Origin of the sequence: Niastella sp. OAS944 (genome assembly GCA_024809215.1) — a bacterium.
Lineage (GTDB): Bacteria > Bacteroidota > Bacteroidia > Chitinophagales > Chitinophagaceae > Niastella.
Genome location: JANUBW010000001.1, coordinates 1,651,435 through 1,667,737, shown reverse-complemented (window position 1 = coordinate 1,667,737; position 16,303 = coordinate 1,651,435). Strand labels below are relative to the sequence as shown.

Sequence of the window (16,303 nt, the reverse complement as noted above, 5' to 3'; positions counted from 1 at the left end):
GTGTTGTAACTTATTGTATTATAATTAGTTTTGGTGAAGCTCCCCAATTCCACAATTTTTTAAAATGGGGTATATTGAGGTGATAAGAATCAGTTTAAAGTATGCCACATGCCGTTAACTTTGTATAAGGTCATAAGTTTGATCATTATTTTAAAAAATAAAAATTTTATGAACAACAGTGGTAAAGTTATCACCGCATTAGTTATTGGTGCTGCCGTTGGCGCTGTATTGGGTGTTTTATTTGCTCCTGATAAAGGATCTGAAACCCGCAAAAGAATTAATGAGGAGGGTAAAAAGATGTCCGACGCAATTAAAAACAAGTTCAACGAAATGAAAGAGAAAATGAATGCTGTAAAAGACGATATGGAACAGCAGGCTGAAGATTTTGCTTAAAGCGCTAATGACTTAACACGGCTGTATGAGTGAGACATTTAAAAAAGTAGAAGGGTTAACTGATCATGTAAAAGAGTACATAACTACCAGAGTTGAACTGGCCAAGCTACGCTTTGCTGAAAAAACTTCCCTTACCATTGGTAACCTGATCGCATCTATTGTTGTTGCGGTCTTATTTCTTTTTGTGCTTTTATTTGGCAGTATTGCCGGCGCCTGGGCATTAAGCGATTGGATTGGGAAAAACTATGCCGGGTTTTTAATTGTGGCAGGCTTTTATTTATTGGTGGCAATTATTGTTTGGTTTGCCAGGCATAGTTTAATACGTTTTCCGGTTATGAATGCAATAATAAAGATGTTGCATAAAAAGGAAGAAGATGAAGAAAATAAAGAAGAAGAACAGTGAGCTGCCTGTACTAATTAAACAGGGTGCTCAGTTTCTTTTCGTTTAAAATAGTAATCGTTCCTCCCTTAATGTTTACCAGGCCTTCAGTTTTGAAATCGCTTAATGTTCTAATAAGCGATTCTGTAGCTGTACCTGCTATTGTGGCCAGATGTTCACGGCTAATATCAATGGGTGCATTGTATTTTCTATGCAGGGTCATTAAGGCCTCTGCTACTTTCTTGCGTAATGAATTATAGGCCAACCCTAACAGTTTTTCTTCTTTTTCGGCAACATTATGGGCCAGCAGCGTTATGAACTTGCGCATCACCTCGTGGCTGGTGTTGATCAGTTTTTCGAAGTCTTCCCTGGGTATTATGATCAATTCTGTATCTTCAATAGCTTCTGCTGTTTCATTGTATGCCGAACCTTCGAGCAAGGCTACATAGCCAAGATAATCGCCTTCGTTATATAAACCAATTACAAGGTCTTTACCATCGTCGTTTGTTTTATATGTTTTTACCTTACCTTTTTGCACAAAGTATAATCGCGATGGGCGATTTCCTTCCTGATAAATGATCTGTTTTTTACGATAGCGGTTTACTGTACGGTCTTCAATAAGCGACAGCAAAGGGTTTTTCCCATCTGAGATATGTATCAGTTTATTCAGTCCATCCAGCCCATGCATCCACTCCTGTTTCAGCAGATCGGTTTTGCGTAGCCGGCTTTCCACTGCATTTAGTAATTCTGTTTCATCAAATGGTTTAGGTATATAATCATCGGCGCCCATTTCCATACCTTTTCTTATGTCGAGCCGTTCAGATTTTGCCGATAAAAAGATGAATGGAATATTTTGCAGGGCGGCATTCTTATGTAGTAGATGCAGTACACCGTAACCATCGAGCACCGGCATCATGATATCACAAATGATGAGATCGGGTATTTCTTTTATAGCTGTTTCTATACCTGCCTTACCATTTTCTGCAGTAAATACCTGATAGTTGGCCAGCTCCAATATTTCGGCTGTATTTTCACGTATGGCCTGATTGTCTTCGATAAGTAATATCTTTTTCATAACTATTACCGGTGGCAATTAAAACGGGTTAAATAACAGTACAAACATTAAAAATTAAAAAGGGAAACAATGTGATGCCCGTCATGCCTAAAGGTGATTTATTACAGGTTTATGCCTTGAACAGGAGCGGGGTGTTAGATGTATTAAAAATAAATTAAATTGGTGTTGCCTGTTTAATGCTGGTGGTATATTAGAATTATATAAGCAATAGTTATGTATATTACAAAATGAACAAGCGGGTGATACAGATATGCAACAGATGATATAGATTGAAAATGATCTAGTTCAAGGATTTTTTTTTGAATGCAACTTTTCTTTTTACTTTTAAGCAGATTCCCTGGTTAACCAACACAAAGCAGTAGCGCACCATAGCTTAATATAATAGATCAAATTCCTTACTCCAGGAATTATTAAGAAAGCAGGTATTGAATTTTTGCATTGCTTCTGTTTTCAAAACTCAAAGCTGGTATTCGGCCTGATTGTATTCATAGTAAAATGAATGGTCTGTCGTTCTCTGGCTAATGTGACTCTCCAACCGTAAATTTTTTGCAAACATTAATGTTTATGTAAGCAGGTTATTATTAATACACATGTTTAAGTACGTGAGTATTTATATAATCAATTTTATAAGAACAAAGGGCTGAAATAGCTTCTATAAAAGGGGCTACAATTAACCATTAAACACCCTAAGTATGAAAAGGATCAAGATTATACTGAACGCTATTGCCGTTACTATTGCTATTGCCGGTGCTTTTGCCACCCGGTTTTATATGCAGGAAGATGAGCAGCCTCAATATATTCCGGTAAATAACTCCTATAAGCCTGCAGGTGATTTTGGCATCGACTACAATTGCTACGACTCTAATATAGTATGTACTTTCTACCAACCCGATTCGGTTGCCCGCCCCAAAGAGTATGTGCCTTTTAAAAATGGGCAGTATGTTCCTTTAAATAAATAATTAAATAGTACAGGAAAGATTAACCGGTAATACGTATCAATTCGTACGGAGAAACACGTAATATGTTCGGCTTGTTGCTGTGCCGGCTAGAGGAGAATTACCAGTTGGTGTTTCTATATAGGGAACTGGCGATTTACATCATAAATTGCTACAACGATTGCTGCTACCCAATAACCATAATTGCCTTTATTAGAACAGGGTTTTCATTTGAATAAATTATAATGAATTTACCATTAACAAAACTCCAAAGTCTTAAATGGCCGGTTTTTTGTTTGTTTGACATGTAAATTGCATGGTAGTTTTGTCGCTAAAATGCATTAGCAGTACTTTTTGGCGTTTTTGTTAAATGCACAATTAAAAAACGTAATAAGTAAGGGGTTTGAGCCGGTCGCAGATTAACGCAATAATTTACCTGACAATTAGTTTACAACAGGAATGTTTTTTGCATAAATTGTTAAGCACGGTTCGTGACTATAATAAACTAAAAATAACTGATATAAATTTTCGAACATAATTTATTAGTTATAACTTTAGTTATACCATCGCCCTCAATTCTAATAAGCTACCTTATCCCCCAAAAACACCTTATTCTTATCTACTATCTAACGTATCGCATGACTCAGTGAATTTTGGGATGCTTCCATTTGTCAATAACTGATGCCCCTTATAACCCTTTCATAGTATGAAAAGAAAGATAATTATTGAGATAATATCTTCCTTATTGATTTTGCTTTTTTTGTATGCAAGCGTAAGCAAATGGCTTTCGTTTAAAACTTTTATTGGCGAAATGAATAACCAGCCGTTCCCTAATTGGATGACCCCCTTTCTTGTATGGAGTATTCCTTTTATTGAAGTATTGATTGCCGTTGGATTGATATTCGAAAAAACCAGAGTGCAATCGCTCTACGCCTCCTTCTTTTTAATGTTAGCATTCACGATCTATACAGTTGTTATACTATTACATGCGTTTAAGTATATTCCCTGCTCTTGTGGTGGCGTGATAAGAAAACTCACCTGGCCTCAGCATCTTTTCTTTAACCTGTTTTTTGTTGGGATTTCACTACTGGGCATTATTCTTAAAAAGCGAGAACCTGTTCCAGCGGTAGAAGTATAAATAGCAGAGTCGTTTGCGAAAAACTTTTTCCCGTTTAATTGCTGCGTCACTTATTCCGGAGTAAGTATGCATACATGTAACGGGCAGGGGGAGCTGAAAACCTGTATAATAGAGTAGGCAACAAGTACAACCATTAATAATTAGGACAAGTATGAACAAAATTAAACTGGCATTTATTGCCATTGCAATTCTAACTGCTGTTGGTGGCGCCTTTGCTACCAACACTTGTGTTGAATGTGGAGGCTCAACACAATATTATTTCAACGGTATAGGTTATGTTGAGGCGGGTGAATATGGAGGAGATTTTGATTGTACTATAGGCTCTGGCGGCACCTGTACCTATTACAAACCCGATCCAGGTGGTCAGCCTAACGTATATGCCCCTTGCCACCAAGGCGGGTACTTCCCGTTGTAATCGTATTAAAGATCTGAATAATTTTTTGCTAATGTTTATATTGGCGATCAATTATCATTAATGAAAATCATACCTATAAGGCCGGTCATTTTGTAATGACCGGTTTTTTATTTGCGGTAATTATCTTTCGTTTTGCTGATAATTCCCCAGTTGCTCAGCATCTGGCGGAATGGGTAAGGCATACCGGGGACTATTAACAGGTAATTCGTAAGGCAGGTTATTGATGAAACGTACAGGTTTTATATTGTAGGTTCCCTGGTTCAGGCGACGAATATCTGTCCATCGTACACCCCGGCAAGGCAATTCCTTTCGCCTTTCAACCAGTATTGTATCCAATGCCTGTTTTGGCGTATTGGCTGTAAAAGGAATAAAGGTCCCCGTCTTCCATCTTTGCTTTAATAGGGTATTTAAGTCGTCCATAGCGCCTGAAACATTGTTGGCCCGGGCCCTGCATTCAGCGCGTATTAAATAAGTTTCATCGGTAGCCAAACCAGTAAATGCCCAAATTAAGCCAGTATAGCTTGGCCTGAAAGCAAAATTACCAAGTGAGGTTGTATAAAAGAATAAAGGTCGGCGCAGATCGTTTGGTGAATAGCTTTTATATAAATTAGTATCAACTAAACCACTACCTGATATCCCTTTAAGTATATTGGTTTCCACCAACCTGCTTTGGTACATTGTTTCGGCGTTTGTACGCCCAAAGGGAGCTCTTGACGTACTGTCGCGGGAATTATAATCAATCAGTAAATTATAGAGTTGTAAACTGCTGTCTGCATATGTTTCAGACTCATGATATAGGCCCATGCTTAAATAAACTCGGGCCAATTGGGCAAAAGCGGCTGGTTTGTTTGGGCGAATACGGGTGCTTGATATTGTGTCGAACAGAAGGGTTTTTGCTTCCAGCAGGTCCTTTAATATCTGCGAATACGTTTGTTCAAGTGTTGACCGGTTTAGCTTTTCATCTACATTAGGCGTTAATTTTAATGGAATACCAAGGTCTTCATTTGCTGTGGCTGCATTGTATGGCAGGGCAAATACCTGGGCCAGGTTATAAAAAGCATAGGATCTTGTAAATAAAGCTGCGCCCTTTATATTATTCCATTGTTTCCAATTTTCATCTGTAATATTCACTCTGTTTAACCCTTCCAATACTACATTAGCGTATAAGATCTGTTGGTAGGGCGTATTCCAGTCTACTACTTTGCCTTCACCAAAGTAAGTATCCTTTTCCCAGGTATAGGCATTTTTTTCTTTAGTGGTAAGTGATGTCCAGGAAGATTGCAAAATATAATAGTTATCAGCTGATAGTTCTCCGAGAACAGGGGTTAAACCTATAACGAAATCATTGTCAAGCAAGGCCTGAAAGTCTTCCAGGGTGGACGGTACAAACAGATCAGACCGGGGTCTTTCATCCAGAAATTCCTTTTTTTTACAGCTTATTAGGCCCAAACAAAGTATGAAAATGTGATATACTTTCATTGGAAAGGTTTTTCTGATTAAAGATCAATTTTTAAACCTGCTGCTATGGTTCTTGGGGTCGGCATACTGTTGCTCGAAACAAAATCAGGGTCAATCCCTTTCTTATTTGCTTTCCATAGTATTCCCAGGTTGTTTGCGTATATGTATAAGCGAGCATTGTTAATAGGCAACCATTTCTTTTCGCTTTTATTTAATTGATAACTTAACTGTATATCCTGTAACCTTATATGATCGCCCTTTTCAACCAGTACATCTGAATATTTATAGAAACTGCTTGCTGGTGCGATATTCGTTGTATTATAGTTCATGGACGGAACCGATGTGAATTTTTCGTCGCCGGGTTGTTGCCATCGCATTTCATAATCTGAATTTCCCACTGACCTGAAATAAAACAGATCAAAATAATTTATAGAATTCCTTCTAAAATAATACCCCATTTTATAGGTAATGGTAAAAGAGAATTCAAATTGTTTGTAACTGAAGTTATTTCGCAGGCTGCCAAAAAAAGTGGGGTAAGCGGGGCCCCGGTAAATTAAATCGGAAAGATCTTTTGAGTTTAATATACCGGTATAATTTGTACTTGCTTCTTTGTTAAAATACCCTTGTGCTTCACCGGTTTCTGGTTTCAGTCCCATCCATTTAAAACTAAAAATAGAATAGAGCGGCCTGCCGGCCATTGGGCTCATATACTGAGGGTCGGCATATAACCATATGGCGCTTTGCGGCATTTTGTAACTGGTAACTTCATCAGCCGCATAACTGAACAGGAATGTGCTGAACCATTTAAAGCGTTTGTTGATGTTTTTCGAACGTAACATAATATCTACACCCCTTCCCTTCATATCGGCGGTATTGCCCCTGAAAATATTAACACCACTGGTAGGGTCCATTGGACTATATCCAATAAGGTCAATACCCTTACGTGTATAGTATTCCAGGCTGCCTTCCAGTGCACTGTTCTTAAGTGCAAAATCAACCCCAAAATTGAGCATATGATTTTTCTCCCAACGCAAAGAAGGGTTGGGCGGATTTACTATAGAAGCCGTTGGCACATTCCAGGTTCCGTTTAGTGCGTCATATTTAGCGGTGGTAAAGGCGGATACCGATTTGTCAACGTTTCCCTTATAGCCATTCGTAATGCGTAGTTTCAGGAATGGCAACCAGCCAAGACGATAAAACTTTTCCTGGCTTATTTCCCAACTAACGCCTACCGACCATAAGGGTACACCTTTTTGGTTGGTGCTTACTCCAAACAAGTTCGATTCATCTTTACGAATGCTTCCAGATAAAATATATCGCCTTTTGAAAATATATTTGGTATTCAGATAGTAGGAGATATACCGGTCTGCTTCGCTTCTATTAAGGTTTTTAAACTCGATCTTTTGTGTATTAAAAGGTGCATAATACAGGGGGAAAGCACTGTCATATATAACCGTGCTGGTAGTAGGCATCTCTTTATTGTAACCATATAGCCTCAGTACATCAATGTATCTTTTTAAACCCCTTACTTCGGCCCCTGCCATTGCAGTAATTTGATGATGTTTGTTTTGTTTAGGGTTATACCAGCTATGGTCATAATTAATTTGAAACCGGGTATTATGCGCTTCGTACTGATTGGTTATTTGATCTAAAATACCACCAAGCGGAACACGCCTTACCACTTGTCCCGAGCTGGTATCTGTAAACTGGTTTATATAGTTGCGGGTATAATAGGTTTGCTGGCTTTTGTAGTCTTCTGTTTCAATAAATCCCTTATTGTATTGGTAAACAACATTAAGATCTAGTCCTTTTAGTACTCTATATTTCACGTCAGCATTTATGCGATAATCGGTTGTTTTTGCAGTATTGTCACTATACTTAAGCTCATTGTAAGGTTTATAGTTCCAATCAAGTACTGCCGCACCTGCAGATTCTTTATACGATTGTCTAATATCCAGGGGAATTGTTTGTGCGTTCCCAAATTCATCAACCAGATCAGAATAAGGGTATGAGATATTAAGTAACTCTCTGTTATTTATTTGTGTTTTTGAGTCGGTATAAATAATACCGGTATTAAATTCCAGTTTCTTTTTTAACCATGAAAAGGAGTTATTGCCACTAAGAGTAATACGGTCATAACCGTTTCTCACCAGGTTGTCAAGGTTTTTATCATAGCCCAACGAAAAGTAATAGGTATTATTACTGCCGCCGCCGCTGGCGCTTAGTGCATATTGCTGGTTAATTGCATTACGATAAAAGTATTTCTTCAGGTCTTTCCGTTTATCCTGGCCCCTTAATACGTTTAGTTGATTTTCAGCCTCAGCCGAAGTGATCGTTTTATCTCTTTCTTTGGCCAATATTTCAACAACTGGTGATAGTACCGGATGTGTGGGGTCAATTATTTTTGCGTTATAATGGCTTTTATTAAACAAAAATCTTTCCACCTCAATATAATCAGAAGTGCTCAGTATGGGTTCATAATACAGATCAGGCTTTTGCCCTACCATTACATTGCTGTTAATCGACAATCTTAACGGCTGGTTGAATTTCCCTTTTTTAGTAGTTATAACAATAACGCCATTGCCAGAATAAGCGCCCCAAATAGCACCCGCGTCTGCATCTTTCAACACTGTAATACTTTCAATATCGTTGGGATTGATATTATTTACATCGCCGGTATAAGGGAAATTATCAACTACAATCAGTGGTTCGGCATTGGCGTAAATGGTAGTACGCCCCCTGATGGTCATACTCGACTGGTTAACGGCTTTGTCTACGTTCTTATTAAATATCAATCCGCTGGTAATACCTTCTAACCGGTCGAGGATGTTGGTTGACACCCGGCGGTTAAGCAATTCGTTATCGATCTTTACAAATGAGCCCGGTGATTTGTCTTTCGAAAGCTTTTGATAGCCGGTTGAAACCACCTGTACTTTATCCAGTTCGTTTATACGTTGTTTCAGTTGAACATTTAACTCCGGTTCACCCTGGTAACGTACTTCTTCGCTTTCATAATTAATGCTGGTAACAACAATGCTCAGCTCAATTTCATTTACCTCGGTCAGTTTAAATTCTCCACTTTCATTGGTACTTGTTTGCTGATTGCTGCCTTTTACTGTAATGGTGGCGCCCGGAATAGGATCGCCCTGTTCATTTACAATTTTGCCTTTTATGTTCGCCCGCCTGTTACCTATAGTTTGAACTTTTCCTCGTGGAATTACGGTTATTACCTTCTCAATAATGGTATAAGTACAGGTTTGATATTTGAAGTATTCATCGAGTAGTTGTTCTACCGTACCATCGGTGAGGTGAATGGTTACTGGTTTTAATTTTGTAGTAACAGAATTAGAATTGAAGATGGTGTAACCGGTTTGCTTTTCCAGCGCCTTACGTAAATCATTTATGGTTGCATTCCTTTTGGAGAATGTAATATGCTGTTGAGCAAGTGTTGGCACACTTAGCAGCATACAAGCAATGATTAGAAAAGCAGTAATTTTTTTCATAATCAGAACCGACTCCTGTTGCAAATTCTCTGCGCAGTACCCGCCTTTGCTACGATACCTTTATTTTGTGTAAAAATAAATATAGTCAACCGTAATCCCACATGAAGGGAAAAAAGTTGACTAAACACAGAATTATGCAAATAGGGCAACCTCGAATTAAAATTAGCCGGTAAAATTACGCTTTCACATTGAAGATAGGATATATATTAAAAAAAAATTAGCCACCTTACTGCGACCCATGAGCGGGATGAATGCTCATGGGCGCAGGGTAGCTCTGTAGCTCAACGCTGCCCATAATCGTTACCATGGAAGAACAGCGTAGATGTGGTTTAATGATTAACGGAAATAGCTTTTTGGTCTTTGGAAGTAGGCGTTCGTTTGTACTTATGATGTTACTATTATCGTTCTTTCTTTTTCGTTTAACCTTGCCTTGATGTTATTGATATTCAATAGTTTTATAACATTTCCAATACTTTCCGAACGGGGTAATTTACCTTCAAATGAGCCTTCGGGTCGTTTACCTTCGTATATGATCTGTACATCGTACCAGCGGGCAATTTGGCGCATTGTATACTCAACATCGGGGCCGCCAACCGGAATAAAGCCACTCGTCCAGCTTACAACATCAGTTGCTTCTACGTTTTTAACTGAAATGCTGCCTTCGCTTAATCTGGCCTGTTCACCGGGGCGAATTGTTTGTATTGAGTTTCCGGAAGTTACTTTCACTTTACCTTCAACCAACGTTGTTTTTATAGCGCTTTCGTCGGTATAGGCCATTACGTTAAAATGTGTACCCAACACTTCTACCTCATTTTTATTTCCTGCGGGGGTATTGATCTTAACTATAAAAGGTGTTTTCGCTTTTTTTGAGTTTTGGGCATTCTTGCCTTTTACGACAATCTGCTCCTGTGGATTAACTTCAAAATAAGCTTCGCCGGTGAGCTCAACGATTCGCTCGTTCCCGGCGAAGGCTATAGGAAAACGCAATGATGAAGCCGCATTCAACCATACTTTACTTCCGTCAGGTAAAGTAATTTGGTATTCTCCACCCCGTGGGGTGGTAACTGTATTATAAATATCCTTTGAGGTTAGAGAGCCATCAGAATCCGGCTTCTTTGTATATATTAACCGTCCTTCAGTCTTCGTTACTTGTGTGTACCCCTGATCTGCCAGGTTCCCGTTTTGTACTGTGGCTAAAGCGATTGTTTTGCCATCGCCCAGGGTTAATATAGCTTTATTACTACCCGGAACGATAAGGTTGTTAATGGTAGCAGGTGCATTTTTGCCTTTTTCAGCAGTTTGCTTAGACGTTGACTGGCTAAAATAGAACCAGGTACTGGCAGAGATCAGAATAAGAATAGAAGCTGCAACGGCTATTTTACCATACGGTACTAGTTTGGCGGTTTTCCTTGTTGGATATAGATCTACCAACTTAGCGCCGCCATCGATCTTTTGCAGCGTTTTATTCCAAATAGCTTCACTGTCAGTGCTGGCATAATATTTCAATTTTTCGCGTAGAACTTCTCTGTTCGTTATCTGCTGAAAAAATGAATCATTATGCTCGGCTTCTGCCAACCATTCCTTCAGTTCCCTTTCCTCTTCTGCATTCAGTCTCTCTTCCAGGAACTTTTCTATCAAACTTGTGATTCTATTTACCTTTTCCTGCATAGTTATGGATTTAAAACTTGAAAGTTTCCTAACTCTCTGAGCCTTTAAACCGTACTTAATATATAAAACAACCGAGGGCTGTTTTTGACAAAAGAATTCTAAAAATTAAAGGGAGGGAATTATGACTTGCTACTTATTGTATATATGATTATTTACTATGTCTTCTACCAGCTTCCAGTATTTGGCCTTAAAAGGAATTGACCCGTTCAGGCAAAGACTTACGAAAACCGCTACCAGCAGCTTCTTTTTAAGCAACTGAATGGCGCGCGCTTTTTGATTTAAAACATTACGGGGAGTAATGTGCAGCTTTTCAGCCACTTCATCGGTGCTGGCGTCTTCAAAATAAATAAGCTTGAAAATGGTTCTGCATTTATTCGGCAGCGTCTCTATCAGCGGATAGATCCTTCTTAAAAGCTCACCTTCTATCATATCGGTTATAACATCCTTATCGTCCTTGTCTTTGTTTAAATAAGACAGTTCATGTTGCGACGCCGTTTTTCGTTGTATATGCCGCAGATAGTTCAAACTGGCGTTGCGGGTGGTTACAAATAAGAACGCTTTGATGTGTTCTTCTGTCTGAAAAACCTCATGCCGTTGCCAAAGCTTTGTAAATGCCTCAGAAACAATATCTTCAGCCTGCTCTTTATCCTTCACCAACTGAACGGCGCAGGTAAAAAGCAAACGGTTATAACTTTCGAAGATCAATCGAAAGGCATTATTATTCCCTTGATTAAAAGCCGTAAGCCAATCATCCTTTTCCAAAAATTTCTTCTTCATCGGGTTTCAATTTATGATCATCTTTTTATCGGGAACCTTTAATTGGCAACATATCTCTATAAAACCCCGGTTGGCAGCCGAAGAGCCTATAAAGATAAGGTTAGTGACTATCAATAAATTGCTAATGGTACAGGAATAACTTTCCAGTTTCAAATTAACGGAGGTTGCTATAATCAGGGCAGCTGCTGTAGATCCGGATAATCGCGGTTATCTGCCCATCCCAATAAAAAAGCAGCTAACGGCGGGATGCAAGTTTACAAAAATATATTAAAATATGGCTTAAGTGTTTTCTCTAATAACGAATAAGTAATTCACCTGGTTTTACCAGTGAAAAACAACTGTGGTTTACCGTGTTATTAAATCGAAAAATTTCCCTTATTCGAAAACGGAAAGATTGCGGTTGATCGACCTTTCAAAAATAGCGCGGGCGCCCTCGGCAATATTCATCCATTCAAAGGCGCCATACATGGCATCGAAGTGTAACGGATGTACCCGTTCGTAAATGAATTCAATATCCTTTTTGGGTAAAGGAATGCAATTGGGGTAACTATACATAAAGGCCATGTGCCGCCGGCTGGGAGCTACGTAAATGCTGTCGCCGGTTAACAAACAGCCGGCCCTGCCATGATCGGGTAAGTGTAATATGGTGCTGCCGGCAAAATGCCCGCCCACATGTTCAATGCTGATATTGTCCCAAAGTGGTTTCGAACTGCCCGACCATAATTCAATATACCCGCCGGGGTCTTTTATCCATTCCTTATCACTGGCGTGTAAATAAATGGGACAGTCGAACGCAGTGGCCCAGTCCTGCATTAAACTGTAATAATGCGGGTGCGATATGGCAATGGCGCTAATGCCGCCAAGCGACCTGATGAATGCAATGGTTTGATCGTCGATGAATGGCAGGCAGTCCCACAACACATTGCCCGAAGAAGATAAAACCAGATGCGCTTTTTGCGCAATGGCAAAAGCAGGTGCTACTCTTAGATCGTATATAGTAGATAGTAAGCGCGTAAAGCGGATGCTGCTTTTTGCGGCCAGTTCATTGTAACTCGTCCATACCTGACCAGTAAAACCCAGGTATTGCCTGTCGTCTGCACAAATGTCGCAAATAGTAGGAACAATAGAAGTCCCGTATCGCACACCGCAGGTGTTGCAAATGTTCTTTGCCGAAGGCGAAATGATCATAGAAAAAGTATTTGCGTAGAATTGTTGCTATAGAATTTCAGGCCCTTTTACCAGTAAAGCCGCCGCCAAAACCCTTGCTGTGATATCAGGGGTTTCTGGTAATACAAAGTTGATACCAGAAATTTTTTATATGAGAAATACAGACAATGCTGTATCCATCAGTAAGTAACAATTTTAAAAGTGCATAAATGTGTTTGCGACATTACTTTCGTTGACGTTTTTGGCGTATATTTATATCCTACAATTCACCAAAGAAAAAGGAGGTATTCATGATATCTACAGAATATTCATGGACACTTTCGGTTGGTATCGCCTAACCGGGGTACGTTCCACAAAATATCTGCTGACTAAAGAAGTCAGGAAGTCCTCCCGATACGTCGGGAGGATTTTTATTTTCCGAAGTCCGAAGTCGGAAGTCCGAAGCCCGAAGTCGGAAGCTTGAAGTCGGAGGCCTGAAAATTCGGAATCTTCTGATCTCTGACTTCAGACTTCAGACCTCGCTTTTCTTTACCTTAGCGTATGCTTACAGTCAGCGAACTTTACATTTATCCCATAAAATCATTAGGTGGAATTGCATTGAACAAGGCTTCATTAATTGAACGTGGCTTTGAACACGATAGAAGATGGATGCTGGTTGATGCCAATAACCAATTTCTTACCCAGCGCGAAGTGAATGCCATGGCATTTCTTAAAGTGCAACTGGCCGAACAGGGTTTGCTCATTACTAATATTAATAAACCCGGCGAGCAATTGCTTGTGCCTTTTGAACCCACCATTAACGAAACCGAAATGGTTGATGTGTGGAGCAGCCGCTGCCGCGCACAAAGAGTAAGCGATGAGGTAGATGCCTGGTTCACTAAACAGTTGGGCTTTCCCTGCAAACTGTTTTTTATGCCCGATACCACCCGCCGGTATGTCGACGGCCGCTATGCACATAATAAAGAAATTACCAGCTTTACCGATGGCTATCCTTTATTATTGATAGGGCAGGCTTCATTAGATGATTTGAACAGCCGGTTGGAAGTTCCTTTGCCCATGAACCGGTTCCGCCCAAATATTGTATTTACAGGCGGAACGCCCTTTCAGGAAGATTACATGAAGCATTTTGACATCAATGGTGTCACATTCTTTGGCGTGAAACCTTGCGCCCGTTGTGTTATGACAACCATAAATCAACAAACAGGCGAAAAAGCAAAGGAGCCACTTAAAACACTTAGCGCCTACCGGCTGAAAAATAAGAAGATCCTTTTTGGACAAAACCTCTTACACCAGGGAACGGGTATTATATCACTTGGTGATACCATAACCATTCACGAACAAAAACTTGTGGAAATAGTACCCGACTAATTGTTGCCCACTATTAATAATTTAAAATGTACTTGAGGAAAAAGCTCAACACACTAACCGTGAGTGAGCGAAATAATGCATTTAATGGGATGGCCTGTTTTTTTTACTATGTAAGGCCCTGATAACTCACTAAATGCACTGCTCATGAAAAGTACCAGTAATAAAAAACAAAGTCTATTACCTGTTATTAATGAATCCTCATCTTTGAGAATGGTTTTTAAAAATGAGGAGGTTATTAATGAAACCGCCAATGGTCATGTTGAAGAAAAAGTTATAGCCAAACCCAAACTTTTTGTAAAAGAACCGCTCCCGCTTTATAACGACTATAAATTCAAATACAAGGACCACGATCCATTGTAGGTTTAAGTTGTATTAATTGGGGGACACTTTTTTGCGCTATTGATTACAAGATTTACATTTCCATTTTTTTACTGATTTTTTTGCTTTGAACACCCGGGGTGGGTTATGCTGCATGTTCAAAAACGGCGGTGTACCTTCTTCGGGTCTTCTTTCCAGCTTCGTTTTTACTTCGTTGCTCGTTTACCCATTTCCTACTTAATTACTACTAAATCACTACCCCTGTACTACCTCTTTCCCTATGGCAGGGGGTAGTAAAGGGGTAGTAAAAAGGGTAGTGTTTCATTGGTAAAAAGGTAGTGTAGGGGTAGTAAATAGGTAGTAATTTGGTTAACTAAGTACGAACCAGGGGTTAACCTGGTACCTACTGAATAGGGCAGGCGCTTTTACTGTTGATCCTTGGTTTACAGGCATTACCGGCATCCTGGTCGTAAGTGCTTTGGTCCCAAACAAAACCAAGTTCAGAACTACCTGTTGTATAGGAATACCGGTTTTGGCCAACCGGCGCATCGTGTGCCACACCACCGCGTACTTTATACCCATCGCCCTGGCGGCCGGCCAGGTTTATTGAAAGTGTAAGAGTTACGGCATCGTATTCCCGAAAGTTGACACTGCCGCGGTACCATAATCCTAAACTAATGTCATATTCATTGTTGGTGATCTCAGTTCCCACCTGAACTGAGTTTTGTTTTCCTTGTGTGTATAAAATACCAGCTACACTGTACGACCAGGTTTGTTCAGGGTTGGTATAAGTGTACATGGCATTGCCCGTCCAGCGAATGGGGAGCTGAGCGCGAAACGAATCCGCTGTATTGGTAAGCGATTCATCGGGCCGGTTAATATGGTGGGCGCTGCCTCCAAGTAGCAATCGGTTATTATCGTTCCAGTTGTAATTGAAGAATAAACCCGCCGAAAAATCGGGGTACCATTTGCCACCGTTGGCAGCTTTATCGGCCGATGATACGCTCCCGGGAATAATACCATCAACATCTAACTGATCGGCAAACACCAGTTTGCTGTAATCGATGCGCCGTTGCACAACGCCAAATTGTAAACCGCCGCTGGCAAACCAACGGGGTACATCGCCATTTTCGGCAGGTGATAAAGTGCCGGAACAAATGGTATATGCATAGGAGCCATAAATGCCGGTCTTTTTTAAATAGCCTTCGGTTGAATGGGTACCTAAAACGCCAAAACCGCCATGCAGCGATGGCACAAATTTATCGACCGATACGGCGCTGTATGAAATTTGTGAAGGAATGCTCCACCATTGCCGGCGATAAATGCCACTGATGCGCAGATCATAATCACCCGCGCCTGTTGCCGCCGGGTTTAAATAAATGGGCGACAGGTACGGTTGGGAGAAGACCGCATCCTGGGCTTTCGCTGGTTGAATAATCGAAATAGTTATGAGTGCTGCTATGAGAAATTTTTTCATTGTAAGATTGTAATCGTAAAACGTGAAACGGCAAACGTGAAACGTGAAATAATACAGCTGTAAGCTATAAGCTGTAAGCCGTAAGCGAATACAGCCTAAAGCCTAAAGCCGAAGGCCTAAAGCGAATACAACGCTTTCCCTAACTGTGAACAAAGAACTAAAAACTAAGAACTGTATTTCCCTCTATCAACTCCATCAACTCTATCACCTTTTCAACTCCTTGTTAACTTGT

At 40.0% G+C, this 16,303-nt stretch carries 14 protein-coding genes; 7 read left to right on the top strand and 7 right to left on the bottom strand.

Features of this window, described 5'->3' with window-relative positions; all coding sequences use genetic code 11:
- Positions 1 to 168 precede the first annotated feature (168 nt).
- Both GGD38_RS06545 and GGD38_RS06540 read left to right on the top strand, forming a co-directional pair.
- On the top strand, positions 169 to 393 hold the full coding sequence (locus tag GGD38_RS06545) for a YtxH domain-containing protein (protein ID WP_375298817.1): 225 nt from the start codon (positions 169 to 171) through the stop codon (positions 391 to 393).
- A 25-nt stretch (positions 394 to 418) separates the two neighbouring features.
- Positions 419 to 796: a phage holin family protein gene (locus GGD38_RS06540; RefSeq protein WP_375298818.1), complete on the top strand. Its 378-nt coding sequence runs from the start codon at positions 419 to 421 to the stop codon at positions 794 to 796.
- A 10-nt stretch (positions 797 to 806) separates the two neighbouring features.
- Here the strand turns inward: GGD38_RS06540 and GGD38_RS06535 are convergent, their stop codons facing one another.
- Positions 807 to 1,847, bottom strand: a complete 1,041-nt coding sequence (locus tag GGD38_RS06535) for a response regulator (RefSeq protein ID WP_375298819.1) — start codon at positions 1,845 to 1,847, stop codon at positions 807 to 809.
- A gap of 692 nt (positions 1,848 to 2,539) precedes the next feature.
- On the opposite strand from GGD38_RS06535, the gene GGD38_RS06530 reads away from it, so the two are divergent.
- From GGD38_RS06530 to GGD38_RS06520, 3 genes are all read left to right on the top strand, one after another.
- Positions 2,540 to 2,806 carry a DUF6520 family protein gene (locus tag GGD38_RS06530; protein ID WP_375298820.1) on the top strand — a complete coding sequence of 89 codons (267 nt, stop codon included), beginning with the start codon at positions 2,540 to 2,542 and terminating at the stop codon, positions 2,804 to 2,806.
- A 682-nt stretch (positions 2,807 to 3,488) separates the two neighbouring features.
- Positions 3,489 to 3,920 carry a MauE/DoxX family redox-associated membrane protein gene (locus tag GGD38_RS06525; RefSeq protein ID WP_375298821.1) on the top strand — a complete coding sequence of 144 codons (432 nt, stop codon included), beginning with the start codon at positions 3,489 to 3,491 and terminating at the stop codon, positions 3,918 to 3,920.
- 151 nt (positions 3,921 to 4,071) lie between these two features.
- Positions 4,072 to 4,335 carry a hypothetical protein gene (locus GGD38_RS06520; protein ID WP_375298822.1) on the top strand — a complete coding sequence of 88 codons (264 nt, stop codon included), beginning with the start codon at positions 4,072 to 4,074 and terminating at the stop codon, positions 4,333 to 4,335.
- 120 nt (positions 4,336 to 4,455) lie between these two features.
- Here GGD38_RS06520 and GGD38_RS06515 read toward each other — a convergent pair whose 3' ends face one another.
- The 5 genes from GGD38_RS06515 to GGD38_RS06495 all read right to left on the bottom strand — a co-directional run bounded on the left by GGD38_RS06515 (position 4,456) and on the right by GGD38_RS06495 (position 12,929).
- Positions 4,456 to 5,814, bottom strand: coding sequence for a RagB/SusD family nutrient uptake outer membrane protein (locus tag GGD38_RS06515; RefSeq protein ID WP_375298823.1), 1,359 nt, complete (start codon positions 5,812 to 5,814; stop codon positions 4,456 to 4,458).
- Between the two features lie 17 nt (positions 5,815 to 5,831).
- Complete coding sequence (locus GGD38_RS06510) at positions 5,832 to 9,260, bottom strand: SusC/RagA family TonB-linked outer membrane protein (protein WP_375298824.1); 3,429 nt, start codon at positions 9,258 to 9,260, stop codon at positions 5,832 to 5,834.
- A 420-nt stretch (positions 9,261 to 9,680) separates the two neighbouring features.
- Entirely contained in the window at positions 9,681 to 10,964 is a 1,284-nt protein-coding gene (locus tag GGD38_RS06505) for a FecR family protein (protein WP_375298825.1), read from the bottom strand.
- 129 nt (positions 10,965 to 11,093) lie between these two features.
- Positions 11,094 to 11,741, bottom strand: coding sequence for an RNA polymerase sigma-70 factor (locus tag GGD38_RS06500; RefSeq protein ID WP_375298826.1), 648 nt, complete (start codon positions 11,739 to 11,741; stop codon positions 11,094 to 11,096).
- A gap of 375 nt (positions 11,742 to 12,116) precedes the next feature.
- The gene (locus GGD38_RS06495) at positions 12,117 to 12,929 is read right to left on the bottom strand and encodes an MBL fold metallo-hydrolase (protein WP_375298827.1); all 813 of its coding nucleotides are present in this window, start codon (positions 12,927 to 12,929) and stop codon (positions 12,117 to 12,119) included.
- 519 nt (positions 12,930 to 13,448) lie between these two features.
- Between GGD38_RS06495 and GGD38_RS06490 the strand changes: the two genes are divergently transcribed.
- Both GGD38_RS06490 and GGD38_RS06485 read left to right on the top strand, forming a co-directional pair.
- Positions 13,449 to 14,276: an MOSC domain-containing protein gene (locus tag GGD38_RS06490; protein WP_375298828.1), complete on the top strand. Its 828-nt coding sequence runs from the start codon at positions 13,449 to 13,451 to the stop codon at positions 14,274 to 14,276.
- A 144-nt stretch (positions 14,277 to 14,420) separates the two neighbouring features.
- Complete coding sequence (locus GGD38_RS06485; protein WP_375298829.1) at positions 14,421 to 14,636, top strand: hypothetical protein; 216 nt, start codon at positions 14,421 to 14,423, stop codon at positions 14,634 to 14,636.
- A gap of 361 nt (positions 14,637 to 14,997) precedes the next feature.
- Here GGD38_RS06485 and GGD38_RS06480 read toward each other — a convergent pair whose 3' ends face one another.
- Positions 14,998 to 16,071 carry a PorP/SprF family type IX secretion system membrane protein gene (locus GGD38_RS06480; RefSeq protein WP_375298830.1) on the bottom strand — a complete coding sequence of 358 codons (1,074 nt, stop codon included), beginning with the start codon at positions 16,069 to 16,071 and terminating at the stop codon, positions 14,998 to 15,000.
- Between the last annotated feature and the right edge of the window lie 232 nt (positions 16,072 to 16,303).

Bases quoted from the DNA above. Each gene is read 5' to 3' on its own strand.
- GGD38_RS06530 (WP_375298820.1), top strand. From the start codon at position 2,540: ATGAAAAGGATCAAGATTATACTGAACGCTATTGCCGTTACTATTGCT.
- GGD38_RS06500 (WP_375298826.1), bottom strand. From the start codon at position 11,741: ATGAAGAAGAAATTTTTGGAAAAGGATGATTGGCTTACGGCTTTTAAT.
- GGD38_RS06545 (WP_375298817.1), top strand. From the start codon at position 169: ATGAACAACAGTGGTAAAGTTATCACCGCATTAGTTATTGGTGCTGCC.
- GGD38_RS06540 (WP_375298818.1), top strand. From the start codon at position 419: ATGAGTGAGACATTTAAAAAAGTAGAAGGGTTAACTGATCATGTAAAA.
- GGD38_RS06505 (WP_375298825.1), bottom strand. From the start codon at position 10,964: ATGCAGGAAAAGGTAAATAGAATCACAAGTTTGATAGAAAAGTTCCTG.
- GGD38_RS06515 (WP_375298823.1), bottom strand. From the start codon at position 5,814: ATGAAAGTATATCACATTTTCATACTTTGTTTGGGCCTAATAAGCTGT.
- GGD38_RS06490 (WP_375298828.1), top strand. From the start codon at position 13,449: ATGCTTACAGTCAGCGAACTTTACATTTATCCCATAAAATCATTAGGT.
- GGD38_RS06535 (WP_375298819.1), bottom strand. From the start codon at position 1,847: ATGAAAAAGATATTACTTATCGAAGACAATCAGGCCATACGTGAAAAT.
- GGD38_RS06480 (WP_375298830.1), bottom strand. From the start codon at position 16,071: ATGAAAAAATTTCTCATAGCAGCACTCATAACTATTTCGATTATTCAA.
- GGD38_RS06510 (WP_375298824.1), bottom strand. From the start codon at position 9,260: ATGCTGCTAAGTGTGCCAACACTTGCTCAACAGCATATTACATTCTCC.
- GGD38_RS06485 (WP_375298829.1), top strand. From the start codon at position 14,421: ATGAAAAGTACCAGTAATAAAAAACAAAGTCTATTACCTGTTATTAAT.
- GGD38_RS06520 (WP_375298822.1), top strand. From the start codon at position 4,072: ATGAACAAAATTAAACTGGCATTTATTGCCATTGCAATTCTAACTGCT.
- GGD38_RS06525 (WP_375298821.1), top strand. From the start codon at position 3,489: ATGAAAAGAAAGATAATTATTGAGATAATATCTTCCTTATTGATTTTG.
- GGD38_RS06495 (WP_375298827.1), bottom strand. From the start codon at position 12,929: ATGATCATTTCGCCTTCGGCAAAGAACATTTGCAACACCTGCGGTGTG.